Annotated in this window: 20 protein-coding genes and 1 tRNA gene; 6 read left to right on the top strand and 15 right to left on the bottom strand. The window is 71.3% G+C overall.

The features are described 5' to 3' along the window. Positions 1 to 564, bottom strand: a complete 564-nt coding sequence (locus ACIA8L_RS35355; protein WP_395911338.1) for a DUF4231 domain-containing protein — start codon at positions 562 to 564, stop codon at positions 1 to 3. Between the two features lie 199 nt (positions 565 to 763). Between ACIA8L_RS35355 and ACIA8L_RS35350 the strand changes: the two genes are divergently transcribed. Continuing rightward, on the top strand, positions 764 to 1,336 hold the full coding sequence (locus ACIA8L_RS35350) for a dihydrofolate reductase family protein (RefSeq protein ID WP_395911335.1): 573 nt from the start codon (positions 764 to 766) through the stop codon (positions 1,334 to 1,336). Here the strand turns inward: ACIA8L_RS35350 and ACIA8L_RS35345 are convergent. After that, a complete protein-coding gene (locus ACIA8L_RS35345) occupies positions 1,333 to 1,953 on the bottom strand; it encodes a hypothetical protein (protein ID WP_395911332.1) in 621 nt (206 codons plus the stop codon). The genes ACIA8L_RS35350 and ACIA8L_RS35345 overlap by 4 nt on opposite strands. A gap of 96 nt (positions 1,954 to 2,049) precedes the next feature. Here ACIA8L_RS35345 and ACIA8L_RS35340 point away from each other — a divergent pair, with 96 nt between their 5' ends. Beyond that, positions 2,050 to 2,715, top strand: coding sequence for a response regulator transcription factor (locus tag ACIA8L_RS35340; RefSeq protein WP_395911330.1), 666 nt, complete (start codon positions 2,050 to 2,052; stop codon positions 2,713 to 2,715). A 16-nt stretch (positions 2,716 to 2,731) separates the two neighbouring features. Next, entirely contained in the window at positions 2,732 to 4,105 is a 1,374-nt protein-coding gene (locus ACIA8L_RS35335; RefSeq protein ID WP_395911328.1) for an ATP-binding protein, read from the top strand. Positions 4,106 to 4,113: 8 nt separating this feature from the next. Here ACIA8L_RS35335 and ACIA8L_RS35330 read toward each other — a convergent pair whose 3' ends face one another. From ACIA8L_RS35330 to ACIA8L_RS35295, 8 genes are read right to left on the bottom strand one after another with little or no spacing between them, the layout of a single operon-like run. Further along, on the bottom strand, positions 4,114 to 5,031 hold the full coding sequence (locus ACIA8L_RS35330; protein WP_395911326.1) for a TAXI family TRAP transporter solute-binding subunit: 918 nt from the start codon (positions 5,029 to 5,031) through the stop codon (positions 4,114 to 4,116). Beyond that, positions 5,028 to 5,639: an HAD family hydrolase gene (locus tag ACIA8L_RS35325; RefSeq protein WP_395911324.1), complete on the bottom strand. Its 612-nt coding sequence runs from the start codon at positions 5,637 to 5,639 to the stop codon at positions 5,028 to 5,030. Before ACIA8L_RS35325 ends, ACIA8L_RS35330 begins: the two co-directional genes overlap by 4 nt. 19 nt (positions 5,640 to 5,658) lie before the next feature. Further along, positions 5,659 to 6,732 (bottom strand): glutamate--cysteine ligase, encoded by a 1,074-nt coding sequence (locus tag ACIA8L_RS35320; RefSeq protein ID WP_395911323.1) that lies wholly within the window; start codon positions 6,730 to 6,732, stop codon positions 5,659 to 5,661. Continuing rightward, positions 6,726 to 7,712 (bottom strand): aldo/keto reductase, encoded by a 987-nt coding sequence (locus tag ACIA8L_RS35315; RefSeq protein ID WP_395911321.1) that lies wholly within the window; start codon positions 7,710 to 7,712, stop codon positions 6,726 to 6,728. The genes ACIA8L_RS35320 and ACIA8L_RS35315 overlap by 7 nt, the downstream gene beginning before the upstream one ends. 38 nt (positions 7,713 to 7,750) lie before the next feature. Continuing rightward, positions 7,751 to 9,529 (bottom strand): bifunctional metallophosphatase/5'-nucleotidase, encoded by a 1,779-nt coding sequence (locus ACIA8L_RS35310; RefSeq protein WP_395911318.1) that lies wholly within the window; start codon positions 9,527 to 9,529, stop codon positions 7,751 to 7,753. Positions 9,530 to 9,550: 21 nt separating this feature from the next. Then, positions 9,551 to 10,153, bottom strand: coding sequence for a TetR/AcrR family transcriptional regulator (locus ACIA8L_RS35305; RefSeq protein ID WP_395911316.1), 603 nt, complete (start codon positions 10,151 to 10,153; stop codon positions 9,551 to 9,553). Between the two features lie 23 nt (positions 10,154 to 10,176). Further along, positions 10,177 to 10,806 (bottom strand): hypothetical protein, encoded by a 630-nt coding sequence (locus ACIA8L_RS35300; RefSeq protein ID WP_395911314.1) that lies wholly within the window; start codon positions 10,804 to 10,806, stop codon positions 10,177 to 10,179. A 4-nt stretch (positions 10,807 to 10,810) separates the two neighbouring features. Further along, positions 10,811 to 11,302 (bottom strand): sigma-70 family RNA polymerase sigma factor, encoded by a 492-nt coding sequence (locus ACIA8L_RS35295; protein ID WP_395911312.1) that lies wholly within the window; start codon positions 11,300 to 11,302, stop codon positions 10,811 to 10,813. Between the two features lie 130 nt (positions 11,303 to 11,432). On the opposite strand from ACIA8L_RS35295, the gene ACIA8L_RS35290 reads away from it, so the two are divergent. Beyond that, positions 11,433 to 13,103: a cellulase family glycosylhydrolase gene (locus ACIA8L_RS35290; protein WP_395911310.1), complete on the top strand. Its 1,671-nt coding sequence runs from the start codon at positions 11,433 to 11,435 to the stop codon at positions 13,101 to 13,103. Positions 13,104 to 13,768: 665 nt separating this feature from the next. Here the strand turns inward: ACIA8L_RS35290 and ACIA8L_RS35285 are convergent. The 4 genes from ACIA8L_RS35285 to ACIA8L_RS35270 all read right to left on the bottom strand — a co-directional run bounded on the left by ACIA8L_RS35285 (position 13,769) and on the right by ACIA8L_RS35270 (position 18,758). Further along, complete coding sequence (locus ACIA8L_RS35285) at positions 13,769 to 14,461, bottom strand: hypothetical protein (RefSeq protein WP_395911308.1); 693 nt, start codon at positions 14,459 to 14,461, stop codon at positions 13,769 to 13,771. Positions 14,462 to 14,472: 11 nt separating this feature from the next. Continuing rightward, a complete protein-coding gene (locus tag ACIA8L_RS35280; RefSeq protein WP_395911305.1) occupies positions 14,473 to 16,518 on the bottom strand; it encodes a hypothetical protein in 2,046 nt (681 codons plus the stop codon). Between the two features lie 77 nt (positions 16,519 to 16,595). Continuing rightward, on the bottom strand, positions 16,596 to 17,480 hold the full coding sequence (locus ACIA8L_RS35275; RefSeq protein WP_395911302.1) for a hypothetical protein: 885 nt from the start codon (positions 17,478 to 17,480) through the stop codon (positions 16,596 to 16,598). A 6-nt stretch (positions 17,481 to 17,486) separates the two neighbouring features. After that, a complete protein-coding gene (locus tag ACIA8L_RS35270; RefSeq protein ID WP_395911300.1) occupies positions 17,487 to 18,758 on the bottom strand; it encodes an EAL domain-containing protein in 1,272 nt (423 codons plus the stop codon). A gap of 67 nt (positions 18,759 to 18,825) precedes the next feature. Between ACIA8L_RS35270 and ACIA8L_RS35265 the strand changes: the two genes are divergently transcribed. Continuing rightward, positions 18,826 to 19,644, top strand: a complete 819-nt coding sequence (locus tag ACIA8L_RS35265) for a spermidine synthase (RefSeq protein WP_395911298.1) — start codon at positions 18,826 to 18,828, stop codon at positions 19,642 to 19,644. A 3-nt stretch (positions 19,645 to 19,647) separates the two neighbouring features. Here ACIA8L_RS35265 and ACIA8L_RS35260 read toward each other — a convergent pair. Then, positions 19,648 to 19,724, bottom strand: a tRNA-Leu gene (locus ACIA8L_RS35260). An 84-nt stretch (positions 19,725 to 19,808) separates the two neighbouring features. On the opposite strand from ACIA8L_RS35260, the gene ACIA8L_RS35255 reads away from it, so the two are divergent. Beyond that, positions 19,809 to 20,420 carry an ANTAR domain-containing response regulator gene (locus ACIA8L_RS35255; protein ID WP_395911295.1) on the top strand — a complete coding sequence of 204 codons (612 nt, stop codon included), beginning with the start codon at positions 19,809 to 19,811 and terminating at the stop codon, positions 20,418 to 20,420. The last annotated feature ends 86 nt before the right edge of the window (positions 20,421 to 20,506 follow it).

Below are 20,506 nucleotides of genomic sequence, written 5' to 3'. Positions count from 1 at the left end.
CTACCGGGCGTTCGCCAGCGAGACGGCGGCGCCCGGTGAGTGGGCGTCCCCCTGCCGCCGGAAGTCCACCCACTGCCGGCTGACCTCGGCCCAGACCCGCTGCTGCTCAGCGAAGAACCGGTCGAGGTCCCCCCGCCCGATCTCCTCAACGGGTGTCGTCACCAGCAGATAGTCGATCTCGTCCCGCAGCCGGTTGAGGCGATACAGCGTCTCCTCCATGAGAATCCACCGCGACCGCCAATTGAAGAACAACTCCAACGACCCCAGCAGCGTCACGACCGCGACCATGGGCAGGGCGATCGTGGCTTTGTAGTCGTCGATCGGCAGTCCCAGGACGACCGTCGACAACGCGGTCAGCCCCAGCGACAGCCCCTTGGACCACGTCGAGCGCCGCCGGAACCGCTGCTTGCGCGAGTCCGCCCATTCCATGTCAGCCGACACGAGCTCACGAAACGTGGTGAGCGCCTCCGCCAGCGGCAAGCCTGTCCGCCGCCCGGCCAGGACCAGAAACCCTTGCTCGGAAGCGGCCGTCTGATCACCATCACGCACCTGTCGCCGGCTCATGCCCCCATTCACCCAGCGACGCCCACCAATAGCAACGCCGCCTCCGCCGCTGCGATCGCCCGCCGACCTCGCCGCCGCACCGCTCGGCCGAGCGTCTGTCATGCCCGGCGGTATCGGGGACCCACGTCATCCGGCGAAGGTCTCCGGAAAAAGGTTGGACGGGCTGTCGGATCCGGGTCGGCGGGTTCGTAGCTCGGGCATGACAGCGACCTACACGTTCGACGTTTTCATGAGCCTCGACGGGTTCGGCGGGCACACCGGGGACTGGGGGGCCTACTGGGGCAAGCAGGGGCCGGAGTTTCTCGAGCACCGCCGCGCCCAGTACAGCCGGGAGCAGCGCATGGTCTACGGCGCGGCCACGTACCGTGACTTCGCGCCGCTGCGGGGCGCCGACATTCCGGGGTTCGACGAGTGGGCCAGGTTGATGCTGCGGCTGCCCACCACGGTCGTTTCCAGCACGTTGGCGGCGCCGCTCGAGTGGCCCGGGGCGGGCCTCGTCAGCGGCATCGAGGCGGTGGCTCGGCTCAAGGAGGAGTCCGGCGTGCCGCTGCGGTCGCACGGGAGTTTGGCGTTGAACCGGGCGCTGCTCGACGCCGGGCTCGTCGACCGGGTGCAGGTGACCGTCTTTCCCGTCGTCACCGGGCGGACCAGGGCGCTGCCGGTGTTGCGCGGGGTCGGGGACTTCGACCTGGAGCTGCTGGAGAGCCGGACCCTGGACGGGAACATCCACGAGCTGGTATACCGGCCGACGCCGCACACGGCAAACAACTAAGCAGCGGTAGCGGACGGCATGACCAGGAGCAGCTGGCCGCCGGGGCGGGTCGACATGCGGACCGGGAGGGCCATCATGCGGCCGGCGCGCATCAGGACCGTGGCCGTGTCCAGGTCGGCTACGCGCAGGCCCGGGGAGCCGTTGCGAGCCGGACCGGAGACCATCAGCACGCCGCGCCAGGCGGCCTCGGCCAGCTGGCGGGAGTGGCGGAGCTGGCGGTGGGAGCGGGGCTCGGTGGGGACGGCGCACAGGTCGGTGTAGCCCTGGGCCCAGGCGCGGTCCAGGAAACTTGGGGTGCCGGGGTCGGCGAAGACGCGGAAGATCTCGTAGCGGTGGCGGTTGCCGGCCGTGTAGCGGTGGACGCTGGCGGTGCGGCCGGCGGCGGTGAGGAGTTCGGCCAGGCGGTCGGCGGCGGCGCCGCGGTTGAACTCGGCCAGGACGCCGTCGGGGGATCGGGGCGTCGCGGCCGGTGCGGACAGAGATCGTGCCCGGGTGCCCCCCAGCGCCCGGGCACGGCCTCCTCCTCCACACACCCCCGTACATCGCACGAGCACGGCCGCCTCGAACGCGGCGACGGTCGAGGCCCGGTAACGTTCGCCGCTCGACACGATGTCCACCGCATTACCGTGGACTTTCCGCAGGCTCTGCGGGAGAGGCGGCCGGGGTTCCTTGAGGAACTCTTGAAGGTGGGCCTCCCGTACCATGGGCCAACGATGCGGGTGATGCTGGTTGAAGACGACGCGCGGGTGGCGGCCGCCCTGGCCACGGCCCTGCGCCGGCGTGGGCACGAGGTCGTGCACTGCCCGACGGCCCAGTCGGCGCTCGACACGTTCGCGGGTGAGCCGTTCGATCTGGTCCTGCTCGACCTCAATCTGCCGGACGGCGACGGGATCGAGGTCTGTCGCATCCTGCGCCGCAAGGACGAGGGGGTGGCCATCATCGCCGTGACCGCGCGGGCCGAGGAGCGGGACCGGGTCATCGGGCTGCAGACGGGCGCCGACGACTACGTCGTGAAGCCCTACTCGATGGCCGAGCTCAACGCGCGGATCGAGGCGGTGCTGCGGCGGGCCGCGCGGGCCGCGCCGCCGCCCAGCGAGACGCTCACCGTCGGGGTGGTCACGATCGACGTGGCCGCGCGGCGGGTCGTCGTCGGGGACCGGGAGGTGGCGCTGACCCGCAAGGAGTTCGAGATCCTGGCGGTGCTGGCGCGGACGCCGGGGACCGTCGTGTCCTACGACCGGCTCATCCTCGCGGTCTGGCAGACCAGCTTCGTCGGCCGGCACACACTCGACGTGCACGTGGGGTCACTGCGAGCGAAGCTCGACGTTCCGGGACTCGTGCAAACAGTGCGCGGCGTCGGATACCGCCTGGCCCCATGAGAAACAACCAGAAGCCATGAGAGTCCGGCTCGGTGCGGTCTATCTCGTCCTGCTCCTGCTGGTGTTGGCGGCTCTGGAAGTACCACTGGCAATAAGCCTTGCCGGAAGGGACACCCAGAGGCTCGTGGCCGATCGGCTCGCCGACGCCACGCGGTTCGCCACGCTCGCCGAGCCCGCACTGCGCGACACCGACACGGCCGAACTGTCGTCGGAACTGACCCGGTACGACGACGTCTACCGCGTCGGCGCGGTCGTCGTGGACCAGGACGGGCACCAGGTCGTGAGCTCGCGGAGCGACCTGTGGCTCGACGAGGACGCGATGCGCCAGGTCCGGCGGGCCCTCGAGGGGCGGGAGGCGAGCGAGGACGGCACGGTCTGGCCCTGGCGCACCGATCCGCTCGTCGTGGCCGTGCCGGTCGGGCGGGGCGGCGAGGTGATCGGGGCGGTCGTGACGGTCTCGCCGGTGCGCACCAACGCCAACGGGGTCGGCAGCTCGTGGGGGATCCTGGCCGGCGGCGGGCTGGTCGTGCTGTTCGCCGGCATCGTGGCCGCCTGGTCCCTGGCCCGCTGGACGCTGCGGCCGGTCGCCGAGCTCGACGCGGCCGCCCACGAGCTGGCCGCCGGTGACCTGACGGTGCGCGTGCCGGCCGCCGACGGGCCGCCGGAGCTGCGCCGGCTCGGCACGGCGTTCAACGAGATGGCGGCGACCGTCGCCGACTCCCTGGAGCGGCAGCGCTCGTTCGTCTCGCACGCCAGTCATCAGCTGCGCAACCCGCTGACGGCGCTGCGGCTGCGGGTCGAGGATCTCGGCATCGACCTGATCGAGCCGCAGGCCGTCGAGGGCCACCGGCTCGCGGTCGAGGAGACCGAGCGGCTCGGCGAGGTCCTCGACAGCCTCCTCGCGCTGGCCCGGGCCGAGCGGGGCAAGTTCGACCTGACCGACTTCGACGCCGGCGAGACGGCCTGGGCCCGGGTCCTGGCCTGGCAGCCGGTGGCCGCGAAGAAGGACATCACGCTGCGATACGTCCGCCCGGCCCACCCGTTGCGCGCGCGGGCCGTCCGCAACGCCATCGACCAGGCCCTCGACGCTCTCATCGACAACGCGGTCAAGTTTTCCGGACCGGGGACGACGGTGACGGTACGGCCGAGCGCCGACGACAACGGAGTAGCGCTCCATGTGATCGACAACGGGCCGGGCCTGACGGAGGAGCAGCGGGACCAGGCCACCGAGCGCTTCTGGCGGGCCCCCGACGCCCAGAACGTCGACGGCAGCGGCCTGGGCCTGCCCATCGTCGCCGTCCTGGTGGACGCGTCCGCCGGCCGCTTGGATCTGCTCCCCAACGAGCCGAACGGCCTGCACGCCCGCGTCTGGTTCCCGAAAGCGACTTAGGCCCGGACTTAAGGCTTCTGCGCGCGGTAGTACCTGATCGCGCCCGGGTGCAGCGCCAGCGGCGGCGTGGAGATGGCCGAGCGGATGTTCAGCCGGGCCGCGGCCTGGTGCGCCTTGGCCAGCTCGTCCCGGCCTTCGAACAGCAGGCGGGTCACGCCGTAGGCGAGGGGCTCGCTCATCGTCATGCGCACCACGAGGTAGTTGGCGATGCCGATGGCCACGGTCGCCGTGATGCCCGTGTACGTCGACGCCGGCACCACCCGCTCCGCGTAGTAGTCGCCCCACCGCGCCCGCAGCGCCTTCACCGGCTCGGCCAGGTTGAGCAGCCGGATCGGGAAGTCGCGGGCCAGGTCGGCGATGGCCGAGACGGGCAGGCCGCCGGAGAAGAAGAACGCCTCGACGTCGCCGGTGCGCAGGGCCTTCACCGAGTCGTCGAGGCTGTACTTCGCCTCCCGCACCTCGATGCTCGACACGTCCAGCACCCGCCGGGCCGTGATCGCCGTGCCCGAGCCCTCGCCGCCGACCGACACCCGCCGGCCCTGCAGGTCGTGCAGCTGCGCGATCGGGCCCTGGGCGGCGACGACGACGTGGATGTGGTCGTCGTAGAGCCGGGCCAGGGCGGCGAGCTGGCCCGGCTCCTCCTTCTCGTGCGAGTCGGTGACGTCGGCCTGGGTGAAGGCCACGTCGGCGATGTCCTTCAGGATGTTCTGGACGTTGATCTCGGACGCGGCCGTGGTCAGGACGCTGGCGTGGACGTTCGGCAGGTACTTCTTGCACAGCTCCGCGATCGCGCTGCCGTAGCGGTAGTAGACGGCGCCCGGGCTGCCGGTGGCGATCCGCAGCTCGCCGGTGGCCTCGGCCCCGTCGGATTCGCAGCCGGCCAGGACCGCCAAGGCGGGCAGCGCCAGGAGCGCCCGGCGCCTCATGCCGGCAGCCCGAGCAGGGGCCGCAGCGCGGCGATCGTCTCGGCCGCGCCCCGGTGGTGCAGCGTGGTCATGCCCAGGGCCCGGGCCGGCTTGAGGTTGCCGGGGAGGTCGTCGACGTACGCGCACTCCTCCGGCGCCAGCCCGACCGCCTTCGCCCCGAGCGCGTAGATCTCGGGGGCCGGCTTGCGCAGGCCGACCTCGGCGGAGATCACGACGCCGTCGAAAAGCTCCAGGAGCAGTTCGCGGTTGTACCGATCCGCGCCCCACGAGTTGGAGATGAGCCCGGTCCGGATGCCGGCCCGGCGGGCCGTGCGCACGAACTCGACCATCGCCGGGTCGTCGCCGGCGTCGCCCATGAGCCGCTCGATGAGCCCCTCGGCGGCGATGCCGGGCCCGAGCCGAGCCGCGAACCCGGCCTCGAACGCGGCGTCCGGCAGCGTGCCGTCCTCGAGGCCCGCGAGCAGCTCCCGCGCCGACGGGTCGGTGCGGAAGTGCTCGCGGACGGTGCCGGGCGGCAGCCCTTCCCGGGCGCAGAACGCGTCGAACGACGCGAACACGTCGGTGGTCAGCACGCCGCCCCAGTCGACCAGCAACCCCCGAAGCGTCATCCCTGGAGGATAGGCCCAATCAACTCCGGCCGGTCTCCTCGACCAGCCCGAGCACCACTTCCTGGTGCGAGGCGGCCTTGCGCTGCCGGGTGGCCGACGTCCCGCGCGAGCGCAGGTCGCCCAGCAGGTCCAGGGCGGTCTCCCACTCGCCGCGCCGCTCGAGCGCGGGGCGGACGTGCCGCAGGAGGGCGTCGATGCGGACCCCGGCCGGCACTGCGGTCCGGGTCTGCGGGTCCACCAGGTGGCCGCCGAGGCCGGAGCGGGCCGCCCGCCAGGTGGCCGCCCGCAGCAGGACCTGCGGCGCCTCCGGCAGGGGCCGGCCGGCGTCGTCCTCCTCGGCGGCGACCGTGACCAGGCCGCGGGCCAGGGAGGCGAGCAGGATCACGTCGTCGATGTGCGGGCAGGAGTCGGCCACCCGGACCTCGACCGTCGGGTATCGCGCCGACGGCCGGGCGTCGAAGTACACCATCCCGGCGTCGCTGATCACGCCGCTCTCGACCAGCGTGTCGACGACCCGGTCATACTGCGCGGCCGTCTCCAGGTCCGGCGGCGGCCCGACGGTGGGCCAGCGGGAGGTGACGATCGTGCGGTAGGAGGCGTAGCCGGTGTCCTGGCCGGCGAAGTACGGCGAGGACACGCTCAGGGCCAGCAGCGTTGGCAGCCAGTCCCGGATCCGGCGGCTGATCCGCACGGCCTGGTCCCGGTCCGGCACGCCGATCTGCACCTGGCAGGCGGCGACCTGCTGCTCGTCGACGAGCTGGCGGTACTCCTGGGCCATGCGCTCGTACCGCTCGTTGGGGTACACCCGGCTGGCCGTCGCCCCGGAGCCGGGGACGCTGCCGGCGGCGACGATCGCCAGGCCGTGCCGTGCGGACGCCTCGATCAGCGACTTGCGCTTCTCGAGGAGGTCGGCCCGCAGCGCCACCAGGTCGGTCTGGACCGCGCTGGCCGTCTCGACCATGGACCGGTGCAGCTCCGGCTCGGCGTCGGCGGTGCGCAGCACCCGGCGGGCGGCCGGCTCGAGGGCGCCGGTCTCGCCGTTGACGACGTGGAACTCCTCCTCGACGCCGATGGTGTCGCCGACGGCTACCACCGGCCGTGCACCGACTCGCGGATGAGCTCGTCGTAGACGGCGGCGACGGCCGTGTGCGTCTCGGCCGGCAGCGCCGGTGCGGCGGCGGCTTCGGCGTTGGCGCGGGCCTGCTCGTCGTTGCGGGCGCCGGGGATGACGACGGAGACGGCCGGGTGGTCGATGATCCAGCGCAGCGCGAACTGCGACATGGTGAGGTTCTCGGGCTTCAGCGCCCGCAGCCGGCGGACCGCTTCGAGGCCGGTGTTGTAGTCGACCCCGGAGAACGTCTCGCCCTGGTCGAAGGCCTCGCCGTGGCGGTTGTAGTTGCGGTGGTCGTCGGCCCCGAACGTCGTGAGCTCGTCGTACTTCCCGGAGAGCAGTCCGCTGGCCAGCGGGACCCGGGCGATGATCCCGACGCCGGCCTTCTCGGCCGCCGGCAGGACCTCGTCGAGCGGCTTGAGGCGCAGCATGTTGAAGATGATCTGGACGCTCGCCACGTTGGGCCTCGCGATGGCGGCGAGGGCTTCGGCGGTCGTTTCGACGCTCACGCCGTACCCCCGGAGCCGCCCTTCTTGGACCATCTCGTCCAGGGCGTCGAAGACGGCGTCATTGTCATAGACGGGCGTGGGCGGGCAGTGCAGCTGCACCAGGTCGAGGGTGTCGACGCCGAGGTTCTCGCGGGAGCGGTCGTTCCAGGCCCGGAAATGCTCGCGGGTGTACTGGTCCGGCTCCTGCGGCACCCGCCGCCCCATTTTGGTCGCGACGGTGACCCGCTCGCCGGCCGGGAGCGACCGGACGAACTGCCCGACGAGCCGCTCGCTGCGCCCGTCGCCGTAGACGTCGGCGGTGTCGATGAAGGTCACGCCGGCGTCGTGGGCCGCGGCGAGCGTGGCCAGAGCCGCGTCCTCGTCGACGTTGCCCCAGTCGGCGCCGAGCTGCCAGGCGCCGAGTCCGACGACGCTGACGGGGACGCCGGTGCGCCCCAGAATCCGTTCCTGCATGGCAATGACTCTAGAGCGCACCGGATCTCCGTGCCGGGTTAGAACACCGGCGTCCCCTCGCGGACCAGCTTCCAGTTGGGCACGAAGAAGTCGGCGGGGTTGATCGAGCCCTTGGCCTGGGCCCAGTCGATGAGCAGCTGGCGGATCTCCTGCTGCGCGTTGTACACCTGCGTCTTCACGATCCCGGGGAAGTTGCCGCCGCCGGAGCGCCGGTAGTTGTTGACGGCGACCACGAACTGCTCGGTGTCGCCGACCGGGGTGGCGGTGCCGGGGTGGACCAGGCGGGTGATGCGCTGCCCGACGGGCTTGGCGATGTCGATGTCGTACTCTACGCCCGAGATCGCGTCGTAGTTGTAGTCCGGCACGGCGGGGTCGCTGATGTCGGCCGGCACGACGGGCGCGCCGACGGCCAGGGTCCGGAAGTACTTGGCCGAGTATTCGAGGTACGCCCGGACCTCGGCCCCGGAGAGCACCACGGCCTCGAGGGTGTTGTCGTAGATGTACAGCCCGGCGACGTCCTTGATCTTCACCTGCCCGGCCGGGAACAGCGCGGTCCGCGAGAACGGGGCCGCGATCGACAGCACCGGCAGCGCCGCGTACTGCCCGCCGGCCAGCGCCGCGGCCACCGTGTCGGTCTGGACCTTGTTGATGTAGTCCAGGATCGGCGTGTCCTTGTACCGCGACTCGGCCGCCGACAGCTCCTCGGTCGACGTGGCCACGACCTGGTTGACGTAGGTGACGGTCTTGTTGTGCTGGGCTTTCACCGCGGCCAGGACGACCGGGTCGGGGGCGTAGGCGTTGGTGTTGATGGTCGTGGCGGTCTTGGTGGTGACCGTCCAGCGGCCGTGCTCGCGGGTCAGCTGGAAGTCCATCCGGGTCACCCGCTGCCCCCACTTGGAGGGCTCGGACAGCAGCACCTGCGCGCCGGTCGCGGTGTTGGTGACGAACCGCTGCGGAATGTCGTTGTGCGCGTGCCCGAACAGGATCGCGTCGATGCCCGGCACCTGCGCGGCGATCAGCGCCGACGGGTTCTCGTTGGGCAGCTCGGGCCCGTAGCTGGAGGTGCCGCTGTCCCCGCCGTGCGCGGAGATGAGCACGATGTCGGCGCCGCGGCGGCGCATCTCCGGCACATACTTCGCGGCCGTCGCCACCATGTCGTCGAAGCGCAGCTTGCCCTCGACGTTCGCCCGGTCCCAGATGGCCACGCCCGGGTTGGTCAGTCCCAGGATCCCGACGCGCAGATTCGGCGCGCCCCGTCCGAGATCGACCTTTTTGATGAGGTACGGCAGGAAGGCCGGACGGTTCGTCCTGACGTTGACGGCGTTCGCGGCCAGGGCCGGGAAGCCCAGCTGGCGAATCCAGAGGTCGAGCAGCGGCAGCCCGTAGTTGAACTCGTGGTTGCCGAGCGTGACGGCGTCGTAGCGGATCACGTTCATCGCCCGGGCCATCGGGTGCCGCTCGTGCGTGGTGGTGATCGGCTCCTGCTTGGCGTAGTACGTCGCGAGGGGCGTGCCCTGGATCGTGTCACCCGCGTCGAGCACCAGCGTCGCCTTGCCCCGCCGCTCGGCCCGGACGCCGTTGACGACGGTCGCGACCTTGGCCAGGCCGACGTCGTTGTGTGCGCTGTCGTCGTACTCCGCGTCGCGGTAGTAGTCCCAGTTGTAGACGTTGCCGTGGGTGTCGGAGGTCCCCAGCAGGGTCAGGTCCCAGGTCTTGGGGGTGGTGCCGTGCGCGTCGGCTGCTTCGGTGGCGACAAAGGGCGCGGCCGCGGCCGCGGCCGCCGCGGCCAGCACGCCGCGCCGGGAGAGGTTGGTCATGGTCGAGCCTTCCGTGGTGGGTCAGCGCGCCTCGTGGGCGCCCTCCGCACCATAACGGCCCATCAATGCGCCGAGACCCTTGAGATACACCTCGCGGTCGACCCTTCCGGCCAGGACCCGCTGGATGATGTACCCCTGCACGAGCCCCACCATGACGGCCGCGACGGCCTCCGGTTCGGTGCCCGGATCGACCTTCGCGGCCAGCGCGGCCGCCTTGTCCCGGATGCGCCCGTAGATGCCGCCGACGAGGTCCGCGAACGCCGGGTCGTAGGCCGCCTCACCCCACACCTGCACGGCGATGCGCACCGGCCCCTCCTCGCCGAGGTTGCGGTCGACCTGGGCGATGAGCTCGGCCATGACCACCGGCATGGTCGGCGGCGGCTCCTGATCGAGCAGCTGGTCAAGGGTGCCGACGATGGTGCCGACCTTCTCCTCGGCGATGGCCTTGATGAGCTCGGCCTTGCTGGAGAAGTACCGGTAGAACGCCCCGACGGAGAGCCCGGCCTCTTTGATCACGTCCTGCATCGACGTCTGGTGGAACCCGTTGCGCAGAAAACACCTCGCCGCCGCGTCGAGGATCTGCTCCCGACGGGCGGCGAGATGGGCAGCGGATACGCGGGGCACGCTGCCGATTGTAGGTTTCGCCGCTACGCCACTGTCCGGCAGTTCATCTGGGCGTCCTTCGGGACCAGGAACTGGGCCGCCTTCGCGTAGCCCTCGCCCTTGTGTACGGGGAACACGCTGAAGTACACGACGCTGCCCGCGGGCATCTTCGACGGCGTGATGACCAGGTCGTATCGCGACCCCTCGTCCTCGACGACCTTCTTCACCGCGAACACCTGCTTGGTCTCGGGCAGCTCCTGGCCCTGCGGCGTGCACAGGACGTCGGCCTTGACGACCGCGGGGATGCCGGCGCCGGCGAGCGCCTTCTCCAGGGTGGGCGGGTCGAGAATCTTCTTGTAGTCCAGGGTCAGCCGGACCGACCCGTCGGCGTTGGCGACCAGCGTGAACGCCGGCGCTTCGGTCGATTGAACGCCGCTCGGGCCGGTCGCCGGCCCGGCCGTGGCGGGTGGGTCGTCATGCGACAGCAGCGGGATCGCGACCGCGACCCCGGCCACCGCGGCCAGGCCAACCCCGGCGGCGACCCCGAGCAGCCCCCGGTTGCGCCGCCGCTGCCGGCCGCGCTCCTCGATCGCCGCGACCGGCCGGTCCATCCGCACGTCGGCAAGTGTCTTCTTCACCGCGTCGAACACCTCGTCATCTGTCATATCGGTCATGTCCTTACCTGGCCACGGGCGCGAACTCGGCCCGAAGGTGTGCAGTGGCACGTGACAGATGGACGCCGACGGTCGCCGCGGAGATCCCCAGCACCGTGGCCACAGTCTTGGTGTCCAGGTCGAGCCAGATGCGCAGCACGACGACCTCCCGCTGCCGCCTGGGCAGCCGCCGGACGGCCGCGAGCAGCGCCTGGTCGGCCCCTTCGTCGACGGGCAGTGACCGGTCGTGCCCGTCGAGTGCGACCTCCCGCCGGTACCGCCGCCACCAGGAGATCCGCAGGTTGAGGGCGGTGCGCACCACCCACGCCGCGGGCGCCGGATGCCGGCTGACCTTGGACCAGGACGCCCAGGCCCGCGCGAACCCCTCGGCGACGAGATCCTCCGCCAGCGACCGGTCACCGGTCGTGGCGAAGACGGCCCGCAGGCACTGATCCCGGCTGCGCCGATAGAAGTCCTCGAAGGCCCTCCGTTCACGTTCCACACCGTGGTTACGCATGGGCCCCCGGATCCATTTACCCGCCTCGGGAAAACATTTTGCACTGGAAGTTTCAGCCCTGACCAGCGCGTTGACCGGCGGCGAAGCGCTTCGAATTGACGGCGATCGTTCGCGTGCGCAGTGTCGGCTCGTGCGTACCCGAACCCAGAGAACGAGGCGACTCCTCGGCGGCGCGGTGGCCCTGGCCGCCGCCGCGGCCGGTGCGATCGTCGCCGTCACGCTCAGCGCCGGCCCCGCGGACGCGGGCACCGGCACCGGCTATCTCCACACCAGCGGCAACAAGATCGTCGACTCGACCGGGGCCACGGTCCGGCTGACCGGGATCAACTGGTTCGGCATGGAGACCGACAACCACACCTTCCACGGTCTGTGGGCGGGCCGCCCGGCGACCTGGACCCAGCAGATCGACCACATGGCCCAGCTCGGGTTCAACACCATCCGGGTGCCGTACACCGGTGACTCCCTGCGCGCCGGGGCCACCGCCACGAGCATCAACACGGACACGAACCCGGAGCTCATCGGGCTGTCGCCGCTGCAGATCCTGGACAAGGTCGTCAACTACGCCGGCACGAAGGGGATGCGCATCATCCTCGACCGGCACCGGCCGACCGCCGCCGGCCAGACCGCCCTCTGGTACACGGCCGCCGCCTCCGAGGCCAGCGAGATCGCCGACTGGCAGTCCCTGGCGTCACGGTATGCGAACAACCCGACCGTCATCGGCGCGGACCTGTTCAACGAGCCGCACGCCGACGGTACGGACCCGAACGGCACCGGCTCCTGCTGGGGCTGCGGCGACACCACCAAGGACTGGCGCCTGGCCGCCGAGCGCATCGGCAACGCGGTCCTGCAGACCAACTCCAACTGGCTGATCTTCGTCGAGGGCGTCAGCTGCGACGGCAACGGCGGCTCCCCGAACGTCTACGACAACATCCCGGACGACCCGATGGCGTGCGACTGGTGGGGTGGCAACCTCTCCAAGGCCGGCACCTACCCGGTCCGCCTGAACGTGGCCAACCGGCTCGTGTACTCCGCGCACGACTACGGCATCTCCGTGTACGACCGGCAGCCGTGGTTCAAGGACCCGAACTTCCCGAACAACCTCCCGGACGTCTGGGACCACTTCTGGGGCTACCTCTACAAGCAGAACATCGCACCGGTACTGGTGGGAGAGTTCGGCAGCACCCTCGCGAACCCGCTCGACACGCAGTGGCTGACCAAGCTGATGCAGTACATGGGCCAGGGCACGAACGGCATCTCGTTCACCTACTGGTCCTGGAACCCGGACTCCGGCGACACCGGCGGCATCGTGAGTGACGACTGGAACACGGTCAACCAGGCCAAGATGAACATCATCGGCCCGTACCTCAACCCGCCCGTCGGCGGCGGCGGCCCGACCTCCCAGGGCCCGACCACCACGTCCCCGTCCCCGTCGCGCAGCGTCTCCACCTCACCGTCCCCGTCGCGCAGCGCCTCGTCGTCGCCCCCGCCGGCGAACGGCGCCTGCTCCGCGACCTACGAGGTCACCAGCAGCTGGCCGGGCTCACCGGGCGGCTTCCAGACCACGGTCACGGTCAAGGCCGGCACGTCCGCGATCAGCAAGTGGACGGTCAAGTGGACGTTCGCCAACGGCCAGGCCATCACTCAGCTGTGGAACGGCACCTTGACCACGTCCGGCTCCGCGGTGACGGTGACGAACGCGGCGTACAACGGCACCATCCCCGCCAACGGCTCCACCAGCTTCGGCTTCACCGGCACGTGGACCGGCACCAACGCCGTACCCACGGTCACCTGCACCGCCTGACCACGCACTGCAGCACCGGGCCGGCCAACCCCTCGCGGGCTGGCCGGCCCGCGCCATCCTCCCGCCGTACGGTTCGCGCGGCCAGGGTCCGTGCCCAGCGACCCCCGGCTGATCATTGCCACAGCCCTTGATGGACCTGGCTGCTGCTCGCCGTAGACCTAAGGGCCCACGGGCCGACCGCCTACCGGAACGCCACGACTGTGACGTGCCCGGATTGGCGGGTGGACGGGGTGACTCCGGCGGAGCCGGCGAGGGGGGCGGGGTTGGGAACCGGCCGCAGGCGTCGCCGATCTCGGCAAGGAGCCGGGCAGCACGGTCAGCAGGTGCGTTCGCAGTTGGTTGGCCAGGGCGACGCGATGCTGCACGAGGTCGGCCCGGGCCCGCCTGCACGAGGTCGGCCCGGGCCCGCACCAGGGACCGCAGTGCCACGGTGTCCGGACCGGTCCGGGCGCAGCTGTCAGGCGGCGCCGGTCTGTGCGGACTGGTCGGCCCATCCACGACCGGCCCGTCCGGCCGTCGATCCCGACCCCGGCCACCCCATGCCGGCCCAGCATGAGCAACCAGCACAGCCGCAACGACTCACCCCCGCCCGTGTCCGACGCGACTTCGGGCACCTCCATGCGACGAGCACCTGCTCACGGGCAATGAGGCGGCACGAACGAGGCCTACGTCGGGCGGGCGCGCACGGTCGGTCGGTCCGGGTCAGTGGTGCGGGCGGGGTGGTGCGGGCGGGGTGGTGCGGGCGGGGACTGGCGGGCCTGTGCCTGGCGGAAGAGTTCGGCCAGCAGGTTGGCGTAGCCGCGGGCGTCGTCGATCGCGCGGTGGGTGTGTTCGACGTTGCCGAACCACGCCGCCGGCAGCGTCTGTGGTGACAGTTCGGCGACTGGGCGGCCGGTCAGGGCGGCGGCGTAGCTGCGCAGGCACAGGCCGGGGCCGGTGAAGAGGACGTCGGGCTCGTAGGGGCCCTGGGTCAGCCCGTAGCGGGTGAAGCGGCGCAGGTAGTAGTCCATCCAGGTGCCGTCGAAGGCGATCGGCGAGGCCGCGAACGTGCGGGGGGCCGGCAGTTCGCGGAGCCACGCCACGAACTGCCGCATCACGAGGTCGACCGGTTGCGGGTCGGTGGTCGCGGCCGCCCACGCGCCGGGCTGCGTCTCGAACCAGGCGTAGGTGTCGGGGTTCGGGGCCGCGCCCGGGAGGGGTTCGAGGACGGCTTCGAAGGTGCCGAGCTCGTCCCCGCCGGCGGTGACGGCGACGGAGGCGAACGACCGCATCGAGTTGGGGCCCGGCCACGGGCCGTCGACTTCGATGTCGGTGACGACGTAGACCCACGCGTCCCGGCCGTCGGGGATGTCGGTCAAGGCGAGTCTCCTCAGAGGCGGGTGGCGCTGAAGATCATGGTGGTCATGACCATGCCGCCGGTGGTGCCGTTGGTCAGGAGCAGACGGGGGCTCAAGGACGTGAACGGGTGGTCCTTGTCGACGAAGGTGGCTTTGCGGTTGCCGGTTGAGAAGGCGGTCAGTTCGACGCCGCCGTCGCCCGTTGGCTTGCACGTCACCTGCAGCGGCGTTGAGGCTGTGGTCGGAGGGGCGGCGTTCTTCGGCTTCGCGGAGGCGGCCAGGCGGGGGTGCTGGTCGCCGGCGTGTTTGTAGATTTCGATGATGCCGTCGGCGTTGACCTCGAAGCTGTAGCCGTTGGCCAGGTTGGCACCGTCGAAGCAGCCCGCGCCGATGCGGGCGCCGCCTGCGGTCTTGCCGATCGCGGCGAACTCGAGGTCGATGTTGAAGCCGGCGCCGGGGACGGTCAGGTGCTGGTCGGGGCCGGGGGCGAGGCAGCGGGTGTTGGGCTGTTCGGCGGTGATGCGCAGGGCGTCCGGGACCTCGATCTTGCAGCCGCCGGCGGGACCCCAGCCGGACTTCTGCTGCAGCGCGGCGACCGTCTTCGTGCCCTTCAGCGGCCACGGGCCGACGGAGCCCAGCCAGCAGGCGATGATGGGCTTCACGTGCCAGGCCTTGTCGAGGCCGGGCGGCAGGAGGGGCTTCTCCAGGGGGAGGAACGACTGCCCGAACGGTACCCCCAGATAGTCTCCATAGGATTGCTCGCACATCGCGTGTGTGGCCGTGTCGACGGCCTTCGGGCCCGGGTCGACCGTGAACGGCAGGTGGCCGACGAACGTGACCTCGCCGACGTGGGCGGCGTTGCACTGGGCGACGTAGCGCAGCTGCGACGAGCCGCCGATCCAGTCGAAGCACTCGCCGGCCTTGAGGTCGAACTGCTCGCCCGAGTAGCTGTCGGCGGCGGCGGTCGCGGGGGTGGCCAGGGCTTTGGCGATGCGGTCGCCGTCGGCGTAGTCGGCGACCGGGAGGCCGTCGGTGAACAGCTGGCGCAGCGACGGGGACAGCCCGTCGACGGCCAGGTTGGTGTCGTGGACGGCCTGGCGGTGGGTCGGTGAGAGGCCGGCGACGACGACCACGTGGCCGTTCTCGGTGCGCAGGTAGTACTCGTAGCCGTACCAGTGCCCGGCCCCGACCGCGCCGAGCGGCAGCGCGACGATGACGATCAGGGCGACGTAGCCGGTGACGGTGCCCCACGCGCGGCCGACGGACGCGGCGATGACGGCCGCGGCAACGCCCAGGACCCCGCCGAGGATCGCGATCGCCCCGCCGGCGGCCAGGGCGAGCGAAATCGGCTCGGCGATGAGGTAGCCCAGGAGCCCTCCGGCCCGCGCGGTGCCGCCGTCCATGACGTGCGGATTGCCCCGGACCAGGTGGAGCAGGCCGAGGACCGCGACAACGATGCCGGTCGCTCTCGTCAGGACCCGTTCACGGAGAAAATGCCAGGTCGCGCTGCCCAGGGCGGCCAGCTCGGAGGACTGCCAGAGCCGCCGGTCGGCGATGGGGACCAGCAGAATCCGCCAGGGCCACGGCTCGCGGGGCAGGCGGGGAAGGGGCCAGGCGAACAGCAGCGGCAGCACCGGCAGGGCGTAGGCGGCGTAGCCGAACAGGAACGACGCCGCCCTGAGGGCCACCGCGTGCCCGGGGACCTGCGGCAGCCAGACCAGGGCACCGAGGGCGAGAAAAGCGGTGCCGGCGACGACAAGACGTACCCACGAAGGCCGTTGCTGTTTGAAAGCCTGGGGCTGGGTGATGTCGCCGGTGACGAGGCTGCGGCGGGGGCGGCGGTGTGTGCCCCACTCGGCGGCGGCCGCGCCCTCCCAGCCGGTGAGGGCGGCCCGGACCTGGTCGGCGGCGGCCAGCGCGAGCAGCACGGCGAGGGCCAGGACGAGCACCAGTCGCCAGGCGGGAGGCAGCGGTGCGAAGCCGAGCAGCGTCGACAGGGCCAGGGTCGCCAGGGTCGCGAGGACCAGCACGGCGACCGCGGGGAGAGCGGCGCGGGCCCGCCGACCGGCCTCGGACATGGCTGGGAGCATGTCACCAGCGCTCACACGGTGCAACCGGCCTAAAGCTGGCTTAAAGAAGCGTTGTCAAGGCTTTGTCACATCTGGGTGTGGCCCGCCGCGCAGGCATCGATGACCGGCTTGAACGCGGCCACCTCGGCATCGGTGATCTTCAGCTCGGTGTAGAGCGGCGGGCCGCCGTCGAGGCTGACCCAGGCCGGGAACACGTACGGCTTCTTGATCTCGGCCAGGGCGTGCGGTGTGCAGCGCTCGCCGTCGACGACGATCGGGATGCGGACCTCGTCGGTGCCGGGTGCCAGCACCGCGTAGGGCTTCGGGGTGGCCTCGCGCTGCGGCGTCGGCAGGACCTCCAGGAGGATCGAGCCGACGAACTCCTGCAGCGTGATCGTGCCCTTGAAGCCGGTCCGTTTGACGATGACGGTGCCGTCGACCCAGCCGCTGGGCAAATGCGTCCAGGGGCCGAAGGTGAAGGTGGCCTGGCGGTCGAGGTACGCCTGCTGGCAGTCGATCGCGAGGAGCTTGTCGAGCATCGGGTTGGGGTCGGCCAGCGCCACCGTCTCGTCGGTGACCTTGCCGTCCTCGGTCTGCACGCGCAGCGCGACCGTGGAGGCGGCGGCGTGCGGCTTGAGGTCGTCGCCGGTGCAGACGCCGGTGCCGTAGGACACGGGCACGTCGACCTGCAGGCCGCCCGGTGGCAGCCAGGCGTCGGCCTTGACCGGGCCCGCGCCGTCCTTGAACGACGGGGCCTTGAGCTCGAGCTGCTGGATGACGAGCTTGGCTGGGCCGTCGTTGTGCATGGAGACCTGGACGGTGTGGCGGACCTCGTCGACGCGGCCTTGGGTGAGCTCGACGCGGAGCTTCAAATCCGATTTTTCGGATTTATCGGACTTGTCCGAATTCTTAGAATTGCAGCCGCTCAGCGCCAGGGCGAGGACCGCCACCAGCACCGCGACACGCTTCATGAACGCCTATGTTGGCACAATCCACTGCAGGAGCGCACGGGCCGCGTCGAGGACGAGGTCGCGGTCGTACGTCAGCGCATACGTGAAGCGCCGCTGCTCCTCGGGGCCGGTGTCGGCCAGGTCCCGGGCCACGAGAGCGCCGGCGAAGTGCGGGCCGACGACGATGACGTTCCACTCGCCGCGCAGCGGGTCATCAGCGGCCAGCGCGATGCCGCGGACCCCCGGCACCGGGGCCGCGGGCAGCTCCGTGCCGAGGACCGTGATCAGGGCGGCGTCCTTGGCCAGGGCCGAGTACCGGCGGGCGGTCGCGGGTGTGAAGTAGCGCGCCTCCTGGAACGAGGCCAGCAGCATCGGCGGCTCGTCCGGGTCCTGGGCCTTCGCCTCCAGGTAGTGGCTCAGCGGCAGCAGCATCCGCTTCGTGGCCTCGGCGGTCGGCCGGCGGGCGGCGACGAGTTCATACGGGGTGCGGCCGCCGGGCGGCGTGGGCGCGGCGACGAACGGGACGGTGGCCGCGCCGCGGCGGCTGTGCACGTCGGCCGGCAGCGGGCCGGGGCGGTCGAAGAGCCAGCCCTGGCCGAGGGTGGCCCCCATGCCCAGGGCGGCGTCGAGGTGCTCGCGGGTCTCGATCCCCTCGGCCAGCAGGGCGGCGCCCGCGCGCTCGGCGTAGGCGTAGACGGCATTGACGACCCGGGCCGAGCGCCGGCCCGCGGGCCGCTGGGTCAGGTGCTGGTCGAGTTTGACGACGTCGGGGTGCACGAACGGCATCACGGACAGCGACGCCGGCTCCGCGCCCACGTCGTCCAGCGCCACGCCCCACCCCGAGCCCCGGCACGCCTCGGCCGCGGTGAGCAGCGCCGACGGGTCGTCGCCGATGGCCCGCTCGGTCATCTCGACCACGACCCGCAGCCGCAGCTGGGCGTCGAGGATCGTCGGGGCCAGGTCCGGCGGGCACGGCACGCCCAGCGCGGCCGGCTCGGCGTTGACGAACAGCGTCAGGCCGAACGGCAGCCCGGCGTCGAGAGCGGTGCGGTACGCCGTCGCCCGGCACACCCAGTCGAGCTCGGCCATCCGCCCGCGCTCGGCCGCCGCCGCGAACAGCGCGAGGGGCTCCTCCCACGGGGTGCCGGCCGGGCCGCGGGTCAGGGCTTCGTAGCCGACGGTCTCGTGCCGCCGGTGGTTCCAGGAGTCGAGCCGGACGATCGGCTGGAAGAGGGTGGTGACCGCCCGGGCGTCGATGACGTCGTCGACGCTGCGGATGATGGTCGTGCGGCCCTCCATGTCCGCAGATTCGGCGGGTCCTGCCTGCAGCTGAGGGTTTCGCCGCTACCGGGTAGGTTGTGCCCCAATGGGAAGCTGGCGGGAGATCATCGAGGGCATTGCCGAAAACGGGGAGTACGGCGCGGCCCGGCTGGTGCGTGACCCGCGGCGCAAGGGCGGCTGGACGCTGCTCGTCGAGGAGGTGCAGCAGTCGTACGTCGACATGGAGAACCCGGCGCACCTGTTCTTCGAGTACACCCGCCGCCTCGGCTCCGTCGTCGACACCGCGTTTCCGGAGGGCGAGCCGATCCGGGTCCTGCACCTGGGCGGCGGGGCGTTCACGATGCCGCGGTATGTCGCCGCGACCCGGCCCGGCTCCGAGCAGCTGGTCGTGGAGCGGGACCGCCGGCTGGCCGCGTTCGTCCAGCGCATCCTGCCGCTGCCCCCGGAGGCCGGGATCGACCTGCTCTTCGGCGACGCCCGGGCGACGGTGACCGAGCTCGACGCCGGCTCCTACGACCTGATCATCGGGGACGTGTATGACGCGGCGCAGATGCCCGAGAGCGTCTCGGATGTAGTTTTCGCGGCCGCGGTGGCCCGGCTGCTGGCCCCGGGCGGGGTGTATGCGCTCAATGTGGCCGACCTCGCGCCACTGGCCTTCTCCCGCTCCCAGGGAGCCACGCTGCGCACCGCGTTCGCCGACGTGTGCCTGATCGTGCGGCCGGAACTGCTGCGCGGCCGCCGCTTCGGCAACGTGGTCTTCGCCTGCGCGGTCGAGTCGGACCGCCTGCCGATCGCCAAGCTGGCCGCGCTGGCCGGGCGCGACCGGCAGCCGGCCCAGGTGGTGACCGGCGCGGGCCTGGATCTGCTGACCGAAGGCGCGGAGCCGGTCCGGTTGGAACAGTGACGGTGGTGCCCCGGGTGGGATTCGAACCCACACTGTCGGAGGTTTGAGCTCCGTTCCTCTGCCGATTGGGATACCGGGACGAGTACGCCGCACTAGGGTACCCACTACTCTGATCGCGACGGTAACCGCCGTCGGTGGAGTCGGATCGGATTTGGGAGAGGCTAGTGGCCGAGGCACAGAGCCGGCGGGTGCTCATCGCGGAAGACGAGGCGCTGATTCGTCTCGACCTGCGCGAGATGCTCGTCGAGGAGGGCTACGACGTCGTCGGCGAGGCCGGCGACGGCGAGACGGCTGTCCGGCTCGCCGAGGAGCTCAAGCCCGATCTCGTCATCCTGGACATCAAGATGCCGATCATGGACGGGCTCGCGGCGGCGGAGAAGATCGCCGGTGGCCGGATCGCGCCGGTCGTCATCCTCACCGCGTTCAGCCAGCGCGACCTCGTGGAGCGGGCGCGGGCGGCGGGTGCCATGGCCTATCTGGTGAAGCCGTTCCAGAAGAGCGACCTCGTGCCGGCGGTCGAGATTGCGGTCTCGCGTTACGCGGAGCTGTCGGTGCTCGAGTCCGAGGTCGCCACGCTGACCGAGCGCCTGGAGACGCGCAAGGTCGTCGAGCGGGCCAAGGGGCAGCTCATGGCCACCTACGGCATGAACGAGCCGCAGGCCTTCAAATGGATCCAGCGCACCGCCATGGACCACCGGATGACCATGCGGGAAGTGGCCGACCGGATCATTGCCGAGACGGCCGGTGGAAACAGTTCCGTAACAGCCGAGTCCTGACCTTTTACCTGCTCGCCCAGTATCGAATAACGGCTTGGTAACAGTGCGCAAATGGGTTGTAGCCCGGGCTATGATCCGCCAGTCCC

This window comes from Dactylosporangium sp. NPDC051541 (assembly GCF_044454505.1).
Classification (GTDB): Bacteria; Actinomycetota; Actinomycetes; order Mycobacteriales; family Micromonosporaceae; genus Dactylosporangium.
The sequence above is the reverse complement of the archived record's forward strand: the minus strand, read 5'-3'. Positions and strand labels throughout refer to the sequence as shown.